This is a genomic window from Flavobacterium sp. HJSW_4 (genome assembly GCF_042436695.1).
In the GTDB taxonomy this organism is placed as follows: Bacteria; Bacteroidota; Bacteroidia; order Flavobacteriales; family Flavobacteriaceae; genus Flavobacterium.
In genome coordinates this window covers 23822-42838 of record NZ_JBHNPP010000007.1, presented here as the reverse complement: position 1 = coordinate 42838, position 19017 = coordinate 23822, and the positions used below count along the sequence as shown (strand labels likewise).

Annotated in this window: 17 protein-coding genes; 11 read left to right on the top strand and 6 right to left on the bottom strand. The window is 33.7% G+C overall.

All coding sequences use genetic code 11. From position 1 onward, the window contains the following. Positions 1–42 precede the first annotated feature (42 nt). The 4 genes from ACE01P_RS08540 to ACE01P_RS08525 all read left to right on the top strand — a co-directional run bounded on the left by ACE01P_RS08540 (position 43) and on the right by ACE01P_RS08525 (position 5359). Positions 43–3129, top strand: a complete 3087-nt coding sequence (locus ACE01P_RS08540) for a leucine--tRNA ligase (protein WP_379696228.1) — start codon at positions 43–45, stop codon at positions 3127–3129. Between the two features lie 322 nt (positions 3130–3451). Continuing rightward, the gene (locus tag ACE01P_RS08535) at positions 3452–4297 is read left to right on the top strand and encodes an alpha/beta fold hydrolase (protein ID WP_379696225.1); all 846 of its coding nucleotides are present in this window, start codon (positions 3452–3454) and stop codon (positions 4295–4297) included. A gap of 5 nt (positions 4298–4302) precedes the next feature. Next, positions 4303–4776: an RNA polymerase sigma factor gene (locus ACE01P_RS08530; RefSeq protein WP_379696222.1), complete on the top strand. Its 474-nt coding sequence runs from the start codon at positions 4303–4305 to the stop codon at positions 4774–4776. After that, positions 4763–5359, top strand: coding sequence for a hypothetical protein (locus ACE01P_RS08525; RefSeq protein WP_379696219.1), 597 nt, complete (start codon positions 4763–4765; stop codon positions 5357–5359). Before ACE01P_RS08530 ends, ACE01P_RS08525 begins: the two co-directional genes overlap by 14 nt. Positions 5360–5430: 71 nt before the next feature. Here the strand turns inward: ACE01P_RS08525 and ACE01P_RS08520 are convergent, their stop codons facing one another. Continuing rightward, positions 5431–5826: an MmpS family transport accessory protein gene (locus ACE01P_RS08520; protein ID WP_379696216.1), complete on the bottom strand. Its 396-nt coding sequence runs from the start codon at positions 5824–5826 to the stop codon at positions 5431–5433. A 169-nt stretch (positions 5827–5995) separates the two neighbouring features. Between ACE01P_RS08520 and ACE01P_RS08515 the strand changes: the two genes are divergently transcribed. From ACE01P_RS08515 to ACE01P_RS08505, 3 genes are all read left to right on the top strand, one after another. Beyond that, positions 5996–8008 carry an ATP-binding protein gene (locus ACE01P_RS08515; RefSeq protein WP_379696213.1) on the top strand — a complete coding sequence of 671 codons (2013 nt, stop codon included), beginning with the start codon at positions 5996–5998 and terminating at the stop codon, positions 8006–8008. Next, positions 7998–8627: a response regulator gene (locus ACE01P_RS08510; RefSeq protein ID WP_379696211.1), complete on the top strand. Its 630-nt coding sequence runs from the start codon at positions 7998–8000 to the stop codon at positions 8625–8627. Before ACE01P_RS08515 ends, ACE01P_RS08510 begins: the two co-directional genes overlap by 11 nt. A gap of 104 nt (positions 8628–8731) precedes the next feature. Next, on the top strand, positions 8732–9418 hold the full coding sequence (locus tag ACE01P_RS08505; RefSeq protein ID WP_308852342.1) for a zinc metallopeptidase: 687 nt from the start codon (positions 8732–8734) through the stop codon (positions 9416–9418). Between the two features lie 402 nt (positions 9419–9820). Here the strand turns inward: ACE01P_RS08505 and ACE01P_RS08500 are convergent, their stop codons facing one another. From ACE01P_RS08500 to ACE01P_RS08490, 3 genes are all read right to left on the bottom strand, one after another. Continuing rightward, positions 9821–10291: an Lrp/AsnC family transcriptional regulator gene (locus tag ACE01P_RS08500; RefSeq protein WP_008465121.1), complete on the bottom strand. Its 471-nt coding sequence runs from the start codon at positions 10289–10291 to the stop codon at positions 9821–9823. A gap of 269 nt (positions 10292–10560) precedes the next feature. Next, complete coding sequence (locus ACE01P_RS08495) at positions 10561–11310, bottom strand: uroporphyrinogen-III synthase (protein WP_109190797.1); 750 nt, start codon at positions 11308–11310, stop codon at positions 10561–10563. A 14-nt stretch (positions 11311–11324) separates the two neighbouring features. Continuing rightward, positions 11325–11993, bottom strand: a complete 669-nt coding sequence (locus ACE01P_RS08490; RefSeq protein WP_379696208.1) for a DUF4271 domain-containing protein — start codon at positions 11991–11993, stop codon at positions 11325–11327. A 107-nt stretch (positions 11994–12100) separates the two neighbouring features. Here ACE01P_RS08490 and ACE01P_RS08485 point away from each other — a divergent pair, with 107 nt between their 5' ends. Genes ACE01P_RS08485 through ACE01P_RS08475 form a run of 3 tightly spaced genes read left to right on the top strand, consistent with a single transcriptional unit; the run spans position 12101 to position 14678 of the window. Then, entirely contained in the window at positions 12101–12826 is a 726-nt protein-coding gene (locus ACE01P_RS08485) for a polyprenol monophosphomannose synthase (protein WP_379696206.1), read from the top strand. 10 nt (positions 12827–12836) lie between these two features. Beyond that, the gene (locus ACE01P_RS08480) at positions 12837–14177 is read left to right on the top strand and encodes a dihydroorotase (protein ID WP_379696204.1); all 1341 of its coding nucleotides are present in this window, start codon (positions 12837–12839) and stop codon (positions 14175–14177) included. A gap of 9 nt (positions 14178–14186) precedes the next feature. Continuing rightward, a complete protein-coding gene (locus ACE01P_RS08475) occupies positions 14187–14678 on the top strand; it encodes a DUF4296 domain-containing protein (protein WP_379696202.1) in 492 nt (163 codons plus the stop codon). Here the strand turns inward: ACE01P_RS08475 and ACE01P_RS08470 are convergent. Next, complete coding sequence (locus ACE01P_RS08470) at positions 14673–15674, bottom strand: NAD-dependent epimerase/dehydratase family protein (RefSeq protein WP_379696200.1); 1002 nt, start codon at positions 15672–15674, stop codon at positions 14673–14675. The two genes, ACE01P_RS08475 and ACE01P_RS08470, sit on opposite strands and share 6 nt — an antisense overlap. A 242-nt stretch (positions 15675–15916) precedes the next feature. Here ACE01P_RS08470 and tyrS point away from each other — a divergent pair, with 242 nt between their 5' ends. Next, positions 15917–17212: a tyrosine--tRNA ligase gene (tyrS, locus tag ACE01P_RS08465; RefSeq protein ID WP_379696198.1), complete on the top strand. Its 1296-nt coding sequence runs from the start codon at positions 15917–15919 to the stop codon at positions 17210–17212. Between the two features lie 80 nt (positions 17213–17292). On the opposite strand, the gene ACE01P_RS08460 is transcribed toward tyrS, so the two are convergent. Continuing rightward, the gene (locus ACE01P_RS08460) at positions 17293–18936 is read right to left on the bottom strand and encodes a CARDB domain-containing protein (RefSeq protein WP_379696196.1); all 1644 of its coding nucleotides are present in this window, start codon (positions 18934–18936) and stop codon (positions 17293–17295) included. Between the last annotated feature and the right edge of the window lie 81 nt (positions 18937–19017).

The following is a 19017-nucleotide window of genomic DNA, read 5'->3' as shown; positions in this document are numbered from 1 at the left end:
ACCTTAGAGCCTTTGTCACTTTGCAACTTTGAACCTTAAAAAATGAAATACAATCCAAACGAAATAGACGCCAAATGGCAGAAGTATTGGGCAGAAAATGAAACTTTTGCTGCCAAAAACAATTCTGAAAAACCGAAGCATTATGTTTTAGACATGTTTCCTTATCCGTCAGGAGCAGGACTGCATGTTGGGCATCCGCTGGGTTATATTGCTTCAGATGTTTATTCTCGTTTCAAAAGACACCAAGGATTCAATGTTTTACACCCGATGGGATACGATAGTTTCGGATTGCCAGCAGAGCAATATGCAATTCAAACAGGTCAACGTCCAGAAGATACAACTCGCGTAAATATTGACGGTGGAGTAGATAAAGAAGGAAAACAAATCGCTGGTTACAGAAAACAATTAGATAAAATCGGATTCTCTTTTGACTGGGGACGTGAAGTTCGTACCTCAAATCCGGATTATTACAAACATACACAATGGATCTTTATTCAATTGTTCAATTCTTGGTACAATAAAAATTCAGATAAAGCCGAAGATATTTCGACTTTGGTTTCCATTTTTGAAAAAGAAGGAAATGCAAATGTAAACGCAGTTTCGGATGAAAATATTATTGCTTTTTCGTCAAGCGAATGGAACTCGTTTTCGGATGACGAACAAGAAAAAATATTACTTCAATACAGATTAACATATTTGGCAGAAACAGAAGTAAACTGGTGTCCTGGTTTAGGAACTGTTTTGGCAAATGATGAAATCGTAAACGGAGTTTCTGAGCGTGGAGGCTTTCCTGTTATAAGAAAAAAAATGACACAGTGGAGCATGAGAATTTCTGCTTATGCCGAACGTTTGCTTGATGGCTTAAATTCAATTGATTGGAGTGAATCGATCAAAGAATCACAAAGAAACTGGATTGGAAAATCAGTTGGGGCGATGGTTACTTTTAAAGTGAAAAATCACGACGAAGTAATTGATGTATTTACTACAAGACCTGATACTATTTTTGGAGTAACGTTTATGACTTTAGCGCCAGAGCATGATTTGGTTGCGAAAATTACAACTCCAGAACAAAAAGCAGAAGTTGAAGCGTATATCGAAAAAACTTCGAAACGTTCTGAGCGTGAGCGTATGGCTGATGTAAAAACTATTTCTGGAGTATTTACTGGAGCTTATGCTGAGCATCCGTTCACAAAAGAACCAATTCCGGTTTGGATTGGAGATTATGTTTTGGCAGGTTACGGAACAGGAGCGGTTATGGCGGTTCCTTGCGGTGACGAAAGAGATTATGCTTTTGCTAATTTCTTTAAAGGTCAAAACGGAATGCAGGAAATCAAAAATATCTTCGCAAATGTGGATATTTCTGAAGCTGCTTACGGATCAAAAGACAACGTTGAAATCGCAAATTCTGATTTCTTAAACGGATTAAATTATAAAGAAGGAACTAAAAAAGCAATCGCTAAACTAGAAGAAATTGGTCAGGGAACTGGAAAAACTAATTACCGTTTGCGTGATGCTGTTTTCTCTCGTCAGCGTTATTGGGGTGAGCCATTCCCAGTTTATTATGTGAATGGACTTCCAAAAATGATTGATGCTCAACACTTGCCAATTATTTTGCCAGAAGTGGAGAAATATTTGCCAACTGAAGACGGATTGCCACCATTAGGGAACGCTGCAGTTTGGGCTTGGGATACTAACCAAAACAAAGTTGTGAATACTGATTTGGTTGACAATGTTTCGATTTTTCCTTTAGAATTAAACACAATGCCAGGTTGGGCAGGAAGTTCATGGTATTGGATGCGTTACATGGACGCGCACAACGAAAATGAATTTGCAAGCAAAGAAGCTTTGGCTTACTGGGAAAGTGTAGATTTATACATCGGAGGAAGTGAGCACGCAACAGGTCACTTATTGTATTCTCGTTTCTGGAACAAATTCTTGAAAGATAAAGGTTTGGCTCCAACTGAAGAGCCATTCAAAAAACTGATCAATCAGGGAATGATTTTAGGAACGACGGCTTATGTTTATAGACTTAACTTTGATGATTATACAGAAAGCATCGGAAATGCAATAGCAGAAATTAAATTTAGCGATGCAGAAAAAGAAAAGGTACAGGAGTTTGTAGAAAAATATAGCAACAAAGTTTTTATTTCTTTAAATTATGGAAAAAGTGCCCTATTTCCTTCTGGCGATTTTGGTAAAGGAGAATTGATAATTTCTTCTTTTTTTCCAGATATTGATGATGCATTGAAATTGAAATTTCCTGATTATGCAGACATAATTAGTAATGGTGTATCTTTTAACATTGTTAAAATTAGAACAGATGTTAATTTTGTAAATGCTTCTGATGAATTAGATATTAATAAATTTAAAAATTGGCGAGAAGAGTATAAAAATGCGGAATTTGTTTGCGAGGAAAACGGAAAATACATTGTAGGTCGTGAGGTTGAGAAAATGTCAAAATCATACTATAATGTGGTAACTCCAGATGATATTTGCGCAGAATATGGTGCTGATACATTGCGTTTATACGAAATGTTCTTAGGCCCATTAGAGCAAGCAAAACCTTGGAATACGGCTGGAATTTCAGGAGTTTTTGGTTTCCTTAAAAAATTATGGAGATTGTATTTTGATGATAATGGTTTAATCGTAAACAACGACGAACCAACAAAAGACAACTTGAAATCGTTACACAAAACAATCAAAAAAGTAGCAGAAGATATCGAGAATTTCTCTTTCAATACTTCGGTTTCTCAGTTTATGATTTGTGTAAACGAATTGTCTTCTCAAAATTGTCATTCAAGAGCGATTTTAGAGCCTTTAGCAATTTTGGTTTCGCCATACGCTCCGCACATTGCTGAAGAATTATGGTCGCAATTAGGACACACAACGTCAATTTCTGATGTTGCGTTCCCAATTTTTGAAGAAAAACATTTAGTTGAAACTAATAAAGAATATCCAGTTTCTTTCAACGGAAAAATGCGTTTCACAATCGAATTGCCTTTGGATTTAACCAAAGAACAAATCGAAGAAATCGTTATGAAAGACGAAAGAACTCAAAAACAATTAGACGGTAGAACACCAAATAAAGTGATTATTGTTCCTGGAAAAATCATCAATTTGGTTGGCTAACCAAATAAATTCCATCCCGATAGCTATCGGGATTAAATCCCAAATTCCAATTTTACGATTGGAGTTTGGGATTTTTTTTTCGCCACGAATTGTACTAATTTCCACAAATTAAATTCGAGCCATTCGTGAAATTCGTGGCAAAAACTTTGCGTCCTTGCGCCTTTGCGAGCAAAAAACTTCGCGGTATTTGCGGTTAAAAACACCCGCAAACATTGGGATTTGGAATTTTTTTATTGAAATTTTAAATTCCGTTGTAACATTTTAATAGTTGTCGTATCAAAAGCACGGATCCGATTTAATTAACAACTTAAAACTATTAAAAATGAAAAAGTATATCATCTTAATTATTGCATTTTTATTCTCAGCTTTATGCTTAAATGTTTTCGGACAAACCAAACAATTTCCGTTTGAAGTTTTAAAAACTGGAAGCGGAGAACAATCCATTATTTTTATTCCTGGTTTTGCATCTTCTGGTGATGTTTGGAACGAAACCAGAGCAACATTCGAAAATGAATTTACTTGTTACACGCTTACAATGGCAGGTTTTGCTGGAAGAAAACCACAACCGAATGCTTCGTTCGAGAACTGGAAAACTGGAATTGCCAATTATATCAAAGACAATAATATTCAAAAACCAATTTTAATCGGTCACAGTATGGGCGGCGGATTAGCGCTTGCTGTTGCGGCAGATTTTCCAGATTTGATTAGTAAAATTGTGGTTGTAGATGCAATTCCTTGTCTAGCAGCTTTAAACGATCCAACTTTTAAATCCAAGATAAATAACGATTGTTCGGGAGCTGTAAACCAGATGACGGGAATGAGCAATGATCAATTTTATGATATGCAAAAAAAGACGATGCCAAGCCTTTTAGCAGATACATCAAAGTTGGATATGGTGGTAGATTGGAGTGTGAAATCAGATCGAACAACTTTTGGGCAGATGTATTGCGACTTTTTCAATATTGATTTAAGAGAAAGAATCGCACAGATTAAATGTCCAGCATTAATTTTATTAGAATCTTATTTTATAAATTTAAAACCAGCTATCGAAGGGCAGTATAAAAACTTAAAAACTGCTAATTTTCAATATGCTACAGCTGGTCTTCATTTTATTATGTACGATGACACCGCTTGGTATTTAGGGCAATTAAGCACTTTTTTAAAATAGTAAGAATGGAATTTGAACAAATCTACAAAACGTATTGGGATCGAATTTTCAGGCTTTGCATGGGTTTTGTGAACGATTACGATGTTGCACAAGATTTAGCTCAGGAAACGTTTATAATTGTCTGGCAAAAGCTGAAAACTTTTAGAAACGAGTCATCACTTGGAACTTGGATTTTTAGAATTGCTTCCAATAATTGCTTGAGACAAATTGAAAAACAGAAACGTTTTCCAAAATCAGAACTTCCCATTCATCTTTCAGAAGAAAAACAAACTTCAATAGAACCTCAGATTCAATTCTTGTATAAATGTATTGCTGAGCTTCCAGAAACCGATCGTATCATTATTTCGTTAGAATTAGAAGATATCAAGCAAACGGAAATTGCAAAAATCGTCGGACTTTCTGAAGCGAATGTTAGAGTGAAAATTCACAGAATTAAAGAAAAACTGACTCAAAAATTTAAAGAAAATGAACAACGATAGCCATATAGATTTTAAAGATTTATGGAAAAAACAATCCGTAAGTCAGCCAGACATGAACGATTTGCTGGCGCGATTAAGTAAGTTTAAAAAAACGGCTTTGCGCTGTTTGTGGTTAACTAATATTACGCTTTTGGCAACAAGTGCTCTTATAATTTTTATTTGGATCTATTTTCAGCCTCAGTTTATTTCTACTAAAATAGGAATCGTGCTTACCATTCTTGCTATGCTGGTTTATGTATTTGTTTATAATAAATTGTTGAGCGATTATAAAGACGTCGATTCTACGCATAACAATCAAGAGTATTTGCAGAAATTGATTTTAATTAAAAAGAAACAGCAGTTTTTACAAACCAAAATGATGAGTTTTTATTTTATCGTACTTACACTTGGCATTTGTTTATATCTGTATGAATATGCGAGCAGATTGAGTCTTGCAGGAGCGAGCTTGATGTACGGAATAACATTGTTTTGGATGCTTTTTAATTGGTTTTACCTTCGTCCAAAGCAAGTCAAAAAACAGCAAGATAAAATAGATAGTCTAATTGGAAAATTTGAAGAGGTTAGCAGTCAATTAAACGAATAAAAAAAAGCTTCGTGAAAAACGAAGCTTTTTTACCAAAAACAAAAAAATTTAAATTCTAAATTTTTAATTAATTATTGTCCAAAAACAAAAGATCCTGGAGCTGCTACAATAATTCCATCATTAGTTGCTGTTGCAGTAGTTTCTTTTTGAACTTTTCCTCCAACAATAATCTTAACAGTTAAAGTTTGACCTGGAGTTCCACCGTGTCCACTTACTGTAATTCCTCCTCCATAAGTATCTGCAGAAGCTGTGAACTCTTTACTCCAAGGCAATGAAGTAATATCTACGTTTTGTCCGCTATTTCCAGATTCAATGTAGTTCGCGCTAAGTGTTCCAGAGTAATTACCAGTCACTTCATATTTTATATCTCTTGAGCTAGATCCTTTATCGTCATTATCACTGCTACAAGAAACTGCTGTAAAAGCTAGAGTCAATACAATTGCTAAAGTTTTCAAAATTGATTTCATAATATATTCTTTTGATTAATATTCAGATATATAACAAAATTAGTTTCTTAGTCTTGAGAGGTCAATACCTGATAAAGTGTATTTTTTTTTACCTGATATCAGGTAAAAGCAAGCAATTTCTTTTTGAAAGTCGTTAAGCTTTAATAACTTTGAGTAAATGCCCAGATTTATGAAGAAACTCTACGCCTACTTATTTTTTTTATTTTTCACTGCAATTTCGCATTCACAAGTAATTCTTTCATTAGATGACGATTCTGTTTATATTGACAGTATTGTTAAAATCACAAAAAACACAAAATCGGACAGTGTCAAAAGTTTGAATAGTTTCAGATTGTCAAAACTATTTTTGATGGCTCAAGACGCTAAAAAATCGAAAGAATATCTTGAACAAGCAAATCGTTTAAAAGTTAAGTTTCCTTTTTTGAGAGACGCTTCTATTTTTTATAATGCTTACAGTTTTATCGAAAAAGGCGATTTGGAGGGTTTTGAAAAAGCTTTGTTAGACGCAAACAAGAAACTCAAAAAATATCGTAATAAAGAAGCGTATAAACTTCGCGCCGTTATACTTCAGAATTACGGCATAATGCAGCAGCGCAAGAATAATGAAAACGCGTATATGAAATTGCTGGTCAATGAAGCGATTCCGATTGCTAAAAGAAGTGGTGATTACGAATTGATCAGTGCTTTAAATAAAGCCGTTGCCATTATTTTTATGAATAATGAGGAACGCGAAAAAGCGGCCGAATATCTGGACCAAGCGCAAAAATATATTGAAAGTGCCACGAAAAAATCGGCAACTTTAGCAGAGTCTAAGATGGAAACTTATATCATAAACGCTGAGAATTTAGTAGAACTAAAGCATTTTTATGATGCCAAAGAGATTCTTGATAAAGCATATTTAATCTTAGAAAAATACCCGACATCAAACTTAAACGATTCTTATTTTTATTCGGAAGGGATTTATTATGCCAAACAAAATAAGCATAGCGAAGCATTAGAAAGTTTTGATAAAGGAATAAAATCTGCGGAAAGCCATCATAATGCAATTGCGGTAAACCGATTGAAATTTGCAGAATATGGAGTGCTTTTTAAACTTAAAAATTACGATAAGGCCAAAAGCAATTTAGAATATTTAATAGCAAAAACACCTTTTATAGTAGACAAGAAAAACTATTATAAAGAATTGTCAAAGGTTTTTAATGCGACTAAAGAATATCCGAAAGCTTATTATTATTCGAATAAATACAATGTTATTAATGATAGTTTGAATGATGCGAAACTGAAAAATGAAATTGTAGAACTTGAAGCAAAATATAAAAAAGCAGAAAGTGAAAAGAAAATTGGTTTGCTGCAGTCTGAAAACGAAAAAGCAGTTCTGCAGGTTAATAACAACCGTTTGAATATGATGCTTTTTGCGGTGCTTTCGTTTGTGTTATTTTTGACGGTTTTGTTTTTGTGGAGCTGGAATAATTATCAGAAAAAGATAAGTTTTCAAAAAGAAGTCAATCATAAACAAGAATTGGAAGCTTTAGAAAACGAGCAAAAATTATCTATTTCTAATGCTTTGATTGAAGGGGAAGAAATCGAAAGAAAAAGAATTGCAAGAGATTTGCACGACGGACTAGGAAGTATGCTTTCTGGTTTGAAAATTCATTTGAATCTTGCTGAACGCGAAAACAACGAAAACGGGCCAAACATAAACGGAATGCTAAATGATTCGATAAAAGAACTTCGCAATATTTCTCAGAATTTAATGCCTGAAAGTTTGATGAAATTAGGACTCGAGCATGCGCTTAGAGATTTGTGCGCTTCACATTCTACTGCCGAAACCACAATCGAATTTCAATATTTAATTAAAAAAACAACTTTGCCGCAGCATTTTAAAATAATGATTTTCAGAATCATTCAAGAACTTTTAAATAATGCTTTAAAATATGCAAAAGCCTCTCAAATTCTAGTTTCTTGCTCGCAGAATAAAGATGTTTTTTTTATTACGGTCGAAGATAACGGAATTGGTTTTAATGTTGAATATGCTGAAAAAAGAGACGGAATGGGCTTGCGAAATATTAAAAATCGTGTGGCTTTTTTAAATGGAAAATTAGAAATAGATTCTGTTCTGGACAAAGGAACTTCGACTTACATCGAATTAAAATATAACCCAAATCATAATTATGAAGTATAAAACGGTAATAGTAGACGATCATCCAATTGTGATTTCTGGAATTGCAGGATTATTGTCGGACCTAGATAATATAGAGATTGTAGAAAAATTCGAATCGGGAATTGCACTTTTAGATTATATCGAAGACAATAACGTAGACTTGATTTTAATGGATATTTTTCTCCCTGTAATAAATGGAGTCGATTTGTGTAAAACAATCAAGCAAAAACATCCTAAAATTGTAACTATAGGTATGAGCAGCCAGTCTGAAAGAAGTTTGGTGATGCAGTTTATTCAGAATGGCGGAAACGGATATATTCTTAAAAATGCTTCTTTTGAAGAATTTAAAGAATGCATTTACAAAGCAATTGACGGCGAAATTGTTTTTAGCGAAGAAGTGAAAACTATAATCAGTCAGCCTTTGTCTGAAGATTTAGAAAGGATTCCAGCTTTGAGTAGAAGAGAGCGAGATATTGCATTATTGCTTTCACAAGGAAAATCAACTCAGGAAATAGCTGACGATTTATTTTTAAGTTTTTTAACTGTTCAAACGCACCGACGAAATATTCTTCAAAAATATAAAATGAAAAATGTGGCAGAATTAATTGCTTTTCTGCTCAAAAACAACATGCTGAATTAAGTCAAAAGTGGTATAAAAATGTCAAAATGACATTTTGTTAAAATGGTTCACATTTTGCAGTTTGTTTTGTAAATTTAAACATCAATCTAAAAAAACAGAAAAAAATGGGATCAGGATATTTAATTATTGCTGGAGCTATAATGTTGTTCAGCTGGCTGGTAAGCTCGCAGCTGAAGAGCAAATTTGAATTGTATTCGAAATTGCAATTGAGAAACGGAATGAGCGGACGCGAAATCGCCGAAAAAATGCTTGCTGATAACGGAATTACAGATGTTCGCGTTATCTCAACACCAGGCCAGTTAACAGATCATTATAATCCATCAGATAAAACAGTAAATTTAAGCGAAGCAGTTTACAATCATCGTAATGCAGCCGCGGCGGCAGTTGCAGCGCACGAATGCGGTCATGCTGTTCAACATGCAATTGGTTACGAATGGCTAACAATGCGCTCTAAGTTAGTACCGATTGTTAGCGTAGCTTCTAATTTTGTACAATGGATATTACTTGCAGGAATTCTTATGATTAAAGTTTTCCCTGGATTGCTATTGGTCGGAATTGTGATTTTTGCAGCAACAACTTTGTTTACGATTATTACGCTTCCGGTAGAATACGATGCAAGTAACCGTGCTTTGGCTTGGTTGGAAAACAAACATATGCTTACGCAAGAAGAACAAGCAGGCGCAAAAGATGCCCTAAAATGGGCGGCAAGAACTTATGTAGTAGCGGCAATTGGTTCAATCGCAACGTTGCTGTACTATATTTCGATTTATTCTGGAAGCAGGAGAAACTAATTAGTTAATTGAGATAATTAGTCAATTAGATAATTTATGGCAAACCCGACAGGTTTTTAAAACTTGTCGGGTTTTGTTTTTAATATATAATGTATTTTAATAAATTATAAAATATAGCCCATAAAGCAGCTACTATAAATATGGCATTTACATATTTTTTATTTCCTGATTTGAAAAATTTGTAAAGGAGAAATATGCTGTAGATTATGCTTAGAGGAATCGATAATAAGAAAAAAAGATCACTGATGTTTGGTACATGAGCATGGCTGGCAGGCTGGAATGTTTTTATAAGAGCGAACACTATAAAATACGCTATAGCGAATATTAATGTTTTAATTTCAGGGCGGTTATTGAACATAGGTTAAAAATTATCTAATTATCAAATTGACATATTTTCTAATTCTAAAGCTGAATTTGTCTGTCAATTTGCTGGTCTAACGAAATGAAAGTCTCTGTTCTTGAAACTCCTTCAATGGCTTGAATTTTTGTATTTAAAAGCTGCATCAAATGTTCGTTGTCGCGACAGATAATTTTAATCAAAACCGACCAGTTTCCTGTGGTATAATGGCATTCTAAAACTTCTGGGATTTTTCTGAGTTCTTTTACAGCTTCTGAGTTTCTTGAAGCTTTGTCCAGATAAACTCCAACAAAAGCCATGGTGTTATAACCCAAAACTTTTGGATTAACGGTAAACTTAGATCCAGAAATAACGCCAGATTGTTCGAGTTTTTTTAATCTCTGGTGAATTGCAGCTCCAGAAATTCCGATTTTATTTGCGATTTGCAAGATTGGTTTTCGGGCATCGTCCATTAAATAACGAAGGATTTCTTTGTCGATTCCGTCAATTTCAATTAAAAGGGAGTTGATTTTCATAACTTATAATTTGAAACTATTTTTGAGATTTGGGTTGTGAATAGAAATCAAATGTAGTTAAATTGCTCTAAAAAAGGAAATACCAATATTTAAATTCTAAATTCCAAACTCGTCGTGATTAATTTGGAATTTTTAAATTGTATCTTAATATAAACATAGCCCAAGGTTTCAACCTTGGGAAACGTTCGGAATTCCGTAAAAACAAAAATTCCAAACTCCAAATGGTTAGTTTGGAATTTGGAATTTCAAAAGTTGTATATTTTAAAAGGTTATTTTCCTTTGTTGGCTTCTGCTACGTATTTTTCTAAAGCCATTGTCATAGAAGGAGTTTCAGGAGTTGGAGCAAGAATATCAATTCTTAAACCATGATCTAAAGCTTCTTTTTGCGTTGTGCTTCCGAATACGGCAATTCTGGTATCGTTTTGTTTAAAGTCTGGGAAGTTTTTAAACAATGATTTGATTCCTGTTGGGCTGAAGAAAGCTAAAACGTCATAATAAACGTCTGCTAAATCAGATAAATCACTCATTACAGTTCTGTAAAAAATAGCTTGTGCCCAATCTACTTTTAAACTGTTTAATGTAACAGGAGCATCTGCATTTAATTGGTCAGATGCAGGAAGCAAAAACTTCTCGTCTTTGTACTTCTTAATTAGCGGAGATAAATCTGCAAAATCTTTTGCTCCAACGTAAATCTTACGTTTTCTGTACACAACATACTTTTGAAGGTAAAACGCAACCGCCTCAGATTGACAAAAATATTTCAACCCTTCTGGAACTTTGTAACGCATTTCATCAGCAACTCTAAAAAAATGATCTACAGCATTTCGACTTGTTAAAATGATCGCAGTGTAATGATTAAGATCGATTTTTTGTAATCGAATCTCTTTTGCGCTAACCCCTTCTACATGAATAAATGGTCTGAAATCAATTTTTATTTTGTGTTTTTGTTGGAGCTCAAAGTAAGGAGAATTCTCCACTTTAGGTTCAGGCTGTGACACCAAAATTGTTTTCACTTTCATATTATAAATATTTTCTAAGCACTCCCTTTTGTAATCCAATAATAAAGAAAATAATAAGGGGCTATTTCAAGAGCGCAAAGATATAAAATAAAATAAAATAACTTGCCGATAATTACGTTTTGATACGTTTTAATTGAAATAAAGTAGGAGTATACGCTAATACACAAGGAAATACCGATGATTGCTAACGGAATAATCTGTGGAATATTGTTATAATAAAACAAAACTGCGTTGATTGGAAGGATTAAAACGCCAATATAAGTCCTGTAAGTTACTTTTTGCAGGTTGAATAGCTCTACAAAGTCGTCAATATTGAATGAAGCTGCTACAATTTTTTCGATTAAATATTTTCCTAAAATGAAATAAAGCAGAAAAGTAGCAATCTGAATAAACAAAATCCAGTCGGTTTTTGATGCATGACCAAAAATATTCATCGTAAGCAGAATAAAAAAGGCAAAAGATACAACTTGCACAAAAAACAAACCAACTGTAAAGCTGTTTTTCATGTGGCTATTGTCTCGATAAATTTTAGCGTATTTATCAGAAAAAATAAGTTTACTAAATTCACTAAATCTTGTTTCGTAAGCAGATTTTGTCATGGCAACAACGGCAAAGGTCACCACAAATAAAAGTGTAGCCCAGTCTTTGTTTTCAATTATTCGAGGATGAAGTTGTTCAATCATAGCGATACAAAATTAGTAATTTTTTGATGCAATACTTTTATTATATATTTATTATGAATCAAATGCTATAAAAAGTTTACTTTTGCGGTGAAATTACCGAGAAAAAAATGAATGATAGCATTGTCATAATTCCCACATATAACGAAATTGAAAACGTAGAAAGTATAGTAAGAGCTGTACTTTCGCAGCATAAACCTTTTCATCTGTTAATTATAGATGATAATTCTCCAGATCAAACCGCTAAAAAAGTGATCGCTTTACAGGAAGAATTTCCAGGAAAACTTTTTTTAGAGCAAAGAGCAAAAAAATCTGGATTGGGAACCGCTTATGTTCATGGCTTTAAATGGGCTTTGGAACGTGACTATCAATTTATTTTTGAAATGGATGCCGATTTTTCGCATAACCCGAACGATTTGGAAAAATTGTATGACGCTTGCCATTTTGGAGGAGCAGATCTTGCCATCGGTTCTCGTTATGTAACGGGAGTAAATGTTGTAAACTGGCCTTTAAGCCGTGTTTTGATGTCTTATTTCGCATCTGTTTACGTAAAATTTATTACTGGAATGAAAATTCACGATGCAACAGCAGGTTTTGTTTGTTACAAAAGAGAGGTTTTAGAAAAAATCAATCTGAACAAAATAAAATTTGTTGGATATGCGTTTCAAATCGAGATGAAGTACAGAACCTATTGTGCTAAATTCCAAATTACCGAAGTCCCAATTATTTTTACAGATAGAACAAAAGGAGTTTCTAAAATGAGTAATGCCATTATTAAAGAAGCTATACTTGGAGTGATTTCGCTTAGATTAAGAAAATTAGTCAATTCATTATAAACCAACCGAAATGAACAGGATTTTAATAAAGAATGCCAAAATTGTAAACGAAGGGACAATTTTTGAAGGTGATGTTTTAATTGAAAACGATTTGATTGTTGAAATTGCAGACAGCATTTCATTAAAAACTTCAGATTGTATTGTAATTGATGCTGAAGGGAATTATTTAATGCCGGGCGCGATAGACGACCAAGTGCATTTTAGAGAACCAGGTTTAACGCATAAAGGAGATATCGAATCAGAATCTCGCGCTGCAGTTGCGGGTGGAATTACTTCTTTCATCGAACAGCCAAATACGGTTCCGAATGCGGTTACGCAGGAAATATTAGAAGATAAATATCAAATTGCTTCTCAAAAATCATTTGCGAATTATTCGTTTATGATGGGAGCAACCAACGATAATTTGGAAGAAGTTTTAAAAACAAATCCAAAAAATGTTGCCGGAATTAAAATTTTCTTAGGTTCGTCAACAGGAAATATGTTGGTTGATAATGAAGCGGTTTTAGAAAAGATTTTTTCAAGTACGCCAATGTTAATTGCAGTTCACTGCGAAGATGAAACTACTATTAAAAATAATCTTGCCGCTTTTAGAGAACAATATGGTGACGATGTTCCGGTAACGGCGCACAACTTAATCAGAAGTGCTGAGGCTTGTTATATTTCTTCTTCAAAAGCCGTAGCTTTAGCAAAACGTACTGGAGCTAGATTGCATATTTTCCATCTTTCTACTGCGAAAGAAATGGAATTGTTTACGAATAAAATTCCGTTAGAAGATAAAAAAATCACGGCTGAGGTTTGTGTACACCACCTTTGGTTTACAGATGAAGATTATAAAACAAAAGGAAATTTCATTAAATGGAATCCTGCGGTTAAAACTGCCGAAGATCGTGCAGAACTTTGGAAAGCTTTAAATGACGGAAGAATTGATGTAATTGCAACAGATCACGCGCCTCATACAAAAGAAGAAAAAATGCAATCTTATTTGAATGCGCCTTCTGGAGGGCCACTTGTTCAACATGCAGTTGTAGCAATGTTCGAAGCGCATCATCAAGGGAAAATTACGGTGGAGAAAATCGTGGAGAAAATGTGCCACAATCCAGCTAAGATTTTCAAAATTGAAAAAAGAGGTTTTATCAGAGAAGGATACCACGCCGATTTAGTAATCGTAAATCCGAGTTTGCCTTGGAGCGTGAAATCAGAAAATATTTTATACAAATGCGGATGGTCTCCGTTTGAAGGATATACTTTTAAATCTAGAATTACGCATACTTTTGTAAACGGTGAATTGGTTTATAATAACTTCAAAGTAAAAGATACCAAAGCGGGTAAAAGATTATTGTTTGACAGATAAAAAGTAACTATGAAGAATTTTATAGTAATAATATTGGTTTTATTTCTTTCTATAAGCTGTAAAAAGGAGATTGTAAAACAGCCTGCAAAGCTTATTGAGAAAGGTAAGATGATTGATATTATGTATGATTTATCTCTTTTGGAAGCAATGAGATATCAGAAACCATTGTCTTTGGACTCGATAGAAAATGATCCGACGAAGTTTATTCTAAAAAAATATAAAGTAGACAGTCTTCAATTTGCTCAAAACAATATGTATTATGCTTCAGATTATGAAAGTTATAAAGACATGTTTGATGAGGTAAATAAAAGAATTTCTGTAGTTCAAAGAGCAGCAGATTCTTTAGCCAAAATTGATGAGAAAAAAGCAGCTAAGGAAAGCAAAAAGAAGGCTGCTAAAGGAGCTTCAAAAGATTCTATTCAAAAACCAGCTCCTAAAGTTAATGACGATTCTATAAGAAGAGCTCGCATGCAGATGAGAGACAGAACGAAAAAACTATAGTTTAGCGCTGTCTTTAATATATTGATGAATATCAGTGAAAACCGTTCCTAGGGCGGTTTTTATTTTTTCATTACTATACAAATTCTTGGAGTACGAAGCTTTTGCTGTCGCTTTTGTAATGCTTCTTTTTCTGAAAAATAAAGTAGAAAATATTCCGTCAGCAATCCATAATACATTCATCAGGAAAGGCTTTGCATGAATATGCGGTCTTTTTACTTTTAAAGCATCTGAAACGGTGTTTAAAAGGTCTTTAAAAACAATGTTGTCTGAGATAAGGGTGAAACGTTCGTTTTTTATTTCACTTTTCATCAAATTAAAACTCGTTTTGACAACATCATCAACCGAGATAAAACCAGTGCTTCCGAGTGTGTAGAACTGAAGTCCTTTGGAAACTTTTCGATAGATTTCGCTACTTCCTTCGTCAAAAATATCCATCATTTTTGGCGGGCCTAAAATAACTCCCGGATTTACAATAATGACATTTAAGCCTTCTTGATGTCCGCGCCAGACTTCCATTTCTGCACCATATTTAGAAATGGCGTAATCGCTATGCGGTTTTTCAGGATTCCAATCTGTTTCTTCTGTAATGTGTGTTTCGTGCGGAGCAATATCTCCTAAAGCAGCAATCGAACTGATGTAGCAAAACTTTTCTACTTCTTTGGCAATAGCAAAATTCACGATGTTGGCGGTTCCTTCGATATTGGTTTTTCTAAGGATTTCTTCGTCTTTTGGTTCAAACGAAATAAAAGCTGCGCAATGATATACTTGTTTGATATCGATAAAAGCAATTTCAAGAGAAGGTATGTCTAGAATATTGGCTTCAAGCCAATTAATTTTTTTAAACAAATCCGCTTTTTTATAAAAATCAAAAACCGATTTTGTTTTCTGAATATTGTTTTTGGTTCTATAAATTGCCCGAACATTTTCTCCATTTTCAATTAAATGAAGTAATAAATGTGCGCCGACTAAACCAGTTCCTCCAGTTACTAATACCATTTTGTAAAGATATGTTTTTGCTTGGAAGGTGCAAAGTTGGAGAGGGACAAAGTTGCAAAGGTTTTTTTTGGTTTTTTTTGCCGCAAAGGCGCGAAGGCGCAAAGTTTTTGTTTTTTAATCTCTGTGTCTTTATGACTTGGAGGTAAAGCTATTTTTCAATCTTAGTGTCTTAGCGCCTTAGTGGCAGAACTTTTTGTGTTTGACAATGCCATTGATTATATTTGCGCAAATTATTTAAAAAAATGAAGAATCTAGTTGAAGAATTAAAATGGCGCGGGTTATACCATGATAGTATGCCTGGAACGGAAGAACAATTGCTAAAAGAAGCAACCACTGCCTATATCGGTTTTGATCCAACGGCAGATTCACTGCACATCGGAAGTATGGTTCAGATTATTTTATTGGTTCACTTAAAGAATTTCGGACACAGACCGATCGCTTTAGTTGGTGGAGCAACAGGAATGATTGGAGATCCTTCTGGTAAATCTGATGAAAGAAACTTGCTTGATGAAGTAGCTTTGGCTAAAAACGTAGCTGGAATCAAAAGCGTTTTGTCTCGTTTCTTAGATTTTAATTCAACCGAAGCAAATGCACCTGTAATGGTGAATAACTACGATTGGATGAAAGAATTCTCTTTTATCGATTTTGCACGTGAAGTTGGAAAAAGAATCACCGTAAATTATATGATGGCTAAAGATTCTGTAAAAAAGAGATTTAGCGGAGAAGGTGAGGGAATGTCTTTTACAGAATTTACATATCAATTAATTCAAGGTTACGATTTTTATCATTTATATAAAAACAACAATTGTATTCTGCAAATGGGAGGTTCTGACCAATGGGGTAATATTACCACAGGTACAGAATTAGTGCGTAGAATGGGAGGTGAAAATGCAAAAGCTTATGCTTTAACAACTCCTTTAATTACAAAAGCGGACGGATCTAAATTCGGAAAATCTGAAGGTGGAAATGTTTGGTTGGATGCTGATAAAACGTCGGTTTACAAATTCTACCAATTTTGGGTAAACACTACAGATGCAGATGCTGAGAAATATATTAAAATCTTTACTTTCTTAGATAAAGAAGTAATTGATGCATTAATTGAAGAGCACAAAACAGCTCCGCATTTAAGGGTTTTACAAAAGAAATTAGCAGAAGAAATCACTGTTTTGGTTCACAATAGAGAAGAATTAGAAAAGGCAATTCAGGCTTCGAATATTTTGTTTGGAAATTCAACCGCAGAAGATTTGAAAAAACTGGATGAAACGACTTTCTTAGAAGTTTTTGATGGAGTTCCTCAAGCTGAAATCGCAAAAGCGGATTTGGAAAATGGATTGGAAATTATTACAGTTTTAAACGAAAAAACAGGTTTCTTTAAATCAAACGGAGAAGCGAGACGTGCTTTAACTGCAAACTCAATTTCTGTAAACAGAGAAAAAATAAAAGAAGATTTCGTTTTAACGGCAAATGATTTAATTAATAATCAATTTGTGTTATTGCAAAGCGGAAAGAAAAATTACTTTGTTATTCGAGTTGTATAACTTCGAAAGCAAAATATTTTTGATTTGAAATAAAAAAGGCATCCTAAAACTGGATGCCTTTCTTTTTATAATAGTAAAATTTATTTTTTTAGAACTTTTCTAGTCTCACCTTTTGATTTGATGATGTAAATTCCAGTTTTTAACGAATCAAGAGATTTATCCTCTTCTTCTTTCGAATTAACTTCTTTTGTCAATACTTTTTGTCCATCAAAATTGTAAACATTTATTGAATATGGTTGTACAATTTCTTCAATATCCGAACTTGATTGTGCTGTTCTTGCAAAAGGATTAACGAAAGTTACAGGTATAGGCGTTATATTGTTGTTTTCATTTGATTCTGTATTTGTTTTAGAATCATCAACTGAAATAAGGATATTTCGGTTTCCAGTAACTGTTAGGCCGCCAAAATCAGAAGAGAAAATTGATCTAGATACAGAAATTGACGCTCCAGGATTTATTGCACCTATTGAGATTGCTCCAGCTGTAGATTTTATATCAGCAGAATCAAGAACACCGTCTGAAGACAAATAAAATTGAAGTGTAGAAGGAGTTGAGGCAGCGCTTCCTGTATTTTTAACAGTTATTACTTGTAAATTCATAATTCCAGATTGATTGTTTATTGTGTGTCTTTTGCTTCCTAAATCACTTAAAGCAGCACTACAATCAAAACAGTTGCTAAAAATAATCGTGTTAGTTGGATCAATAGTTAAATCTGGTTTTCCTGTTGGTGTCGTTGTTTGGTTAATAATGAATGAAGATGTAGAAGATACTATGTTGTTGCTGGTATTTGTCTCTCCACTATTAACTAATTGCATAATTGCATAATAAGTTCCGGCACTAATATTTGCAGGAACAGTTAGAGATGGTGTTCCATATTTAATTTCATTTGGATTTAGTGGGTCTATAGTGATATCTTTGATTAATATATCATCGGCACTAAGAGTTGCGTTGCCTTTAGAAAAATAAATTAAACAATGAGTCGGTGAAAATGCTCTACCGCCAATGTTTTTAATTGAATAAACTGCTGTAAAAGTTGTTCCAGTAGTCATTGTTGCAGACCCGCAATCTACAGCGTTAGCTTGTAAATCTGGTTTTGGACAATTTAGTGTAGCAGGAGCATAAACGGCGTTACCTACCGTGGGGTCAAATTCATAATCAGCATCACCATTTTCTGGACTTGATCCGTCTATCAAATAATAATTTGGACCTTTTCCAAAATCCATAAAATAAACACTGCCTACGGTTAAAGATTGTGTGATCTTAATATTTACTTTTTCTCTGGTAGTATTTGCTGTTAGATTTGCGCAGTAGTTACTTTGTGCTTCCTCTATGGTCGATCCTAATAATATTGGTCTGATGAATTTCCACGATAAAGAATTGCATAAATCAGTGATTGGCGCACCAAAATTAGGAGGAGTGTCTATTTCGTCTCCTTTATCAACTCCTGAATCTCCAGCATAGGTTACTTTGTAATATCTCGTACCATAATTTGGAGGTAATCCTAAGTCTACTTTGTAAATTTTGCCAACTTCCAGTTTGAAGTTTTGTTTTAGATTGACATCTAAAACTCTTAAAGGTTGAAAGTGGTGCGTACATTCAATTGAAATGGCCCATTCTATCGTGGTGCCTAAATCTTGTAATTCGTGATATCTGTAATTTGGATTTTGTGACCATGCTGTTAAGTTTAATAAACTAAGCATGAGTAATAAGGTAATTTTTTTCATACTAATTATATTTAAAGTTTACATTAAAAGTATCTTTTTAATATAATTGTAGTATTTTTTCTATATTATCTATTGGTTAAT

Coding starts and splice junctions, on each gene's coding strand:
- ACE01P_RS08540 (WP_379696228.1), top strand. CDS start 43: ATGAAATACAATCCAAACGAAATAGACGCCAAATGGCAGAAGTATTGG.
- ACE01P_RS08535 (WP_379696225.1), top strand. CDS start 3,452: ATGAAAAAGTATATCATCTTAATTATTGCATTTTTATTCTCAGCTTTA.
- ACE01P_RS08530 (WP_379696222.1), top strand. CDS start 4,303: ATGGAATTTGAACAAATCTACAAAACGTATTGGGATCGAATTTTCAGG.
- ACE01P_RS08525 (WP_379696219.1), top strand. CDS start 4,763: ATGAACAACGATAGCCATATAGATTTTAAAGATTTATGGAAAAAACAA.
- ACE01P_RS08520 (WP_379696216.1), bottom strand. CDS start 5,826: ATGAAATCAATTTTGAAAACTTTAGCAATTGTATTGACTCTAGCTTTT.
- ACE01P_RS08515 (WP_379696213.1), top strand. CDS start 5,996: ATGAAGAAACTCTACGCCTACTTATTTTTTTTATTTTTCACTGCAATT.
- ACE01P_RS08510 (WP_379696211.1), top strand. CDS start 7,998: ATGAAGTATAAAACGGTAATAGTAGACGATCATCCAATTGTGATTTCT.
- ACE01P_RS08505 (WP_308852342.1), top strand. CDS start 8,732: ATGGGATCAGGATATTTAATTATTGCTGGAGCTATAATGTTGTTCAGC.
- ACE01P_RS08500 (WP_008465121.1), bottom strand. CDS start 10,291: ATGAAAATCAACTCCCTTTTAATTGAAATTGACGGAATCGACAAAGAA.
- ACE01P_RS08495 (WP_109190797.1), bottom strand. CDS start 11,310: ATGAAAGTGAAAACAATTTTGGTGTCACAGCCTGAACCTAAAGTGGAG.
- ACE01P_RS08490 (WP_379696208.1), bottom strand. CDS start 11,993: ATGATTGAACAACTTCATCCTCGAATAATTGAAAACAAAGACTGGGCT.
- ACE01P_RS08485 (WP_379696206.1), top strand. CDS start 12,101: ATGAATGATAGCATTGTCATAATTCCCACATATAACGAAATTGAAAAC.
- ACE01P_RS08480 (WP_379696204.1), top strand. CDS start 12,837: ATGAACAGGATTTTAATAAAGAATGCCAAAATTGTAAACGAAGGGACA.
- ACE01P_RS08475 (WP_379696202.1), top strand. CDS start 14,187: ATGAAGAATTTTATAGTAATAATATTGGTTTTATTTCTTTCTATAAGC.
- ACE01P_RS08470 (WP_379696200.1), bottom strand. CDS start 15,674: ATGGTATTAGTAACTGGAGGAACTGGTTTAGTCGGCGCACATTTATTA.
- tyrS (WP_379696198.1), top strand. CDS start 15,917: ATGAAGAATCTAGTTGAAGAATTAAAATGGCGCGGGTTATACCATGAT.
- ACE01P_RS08460 (WP_379696196.1), bottom strand. CDS start 18,936: ATGAAAAAAATTACCTTATTACTCATGCTTAGTTTATTAAACTTAACA.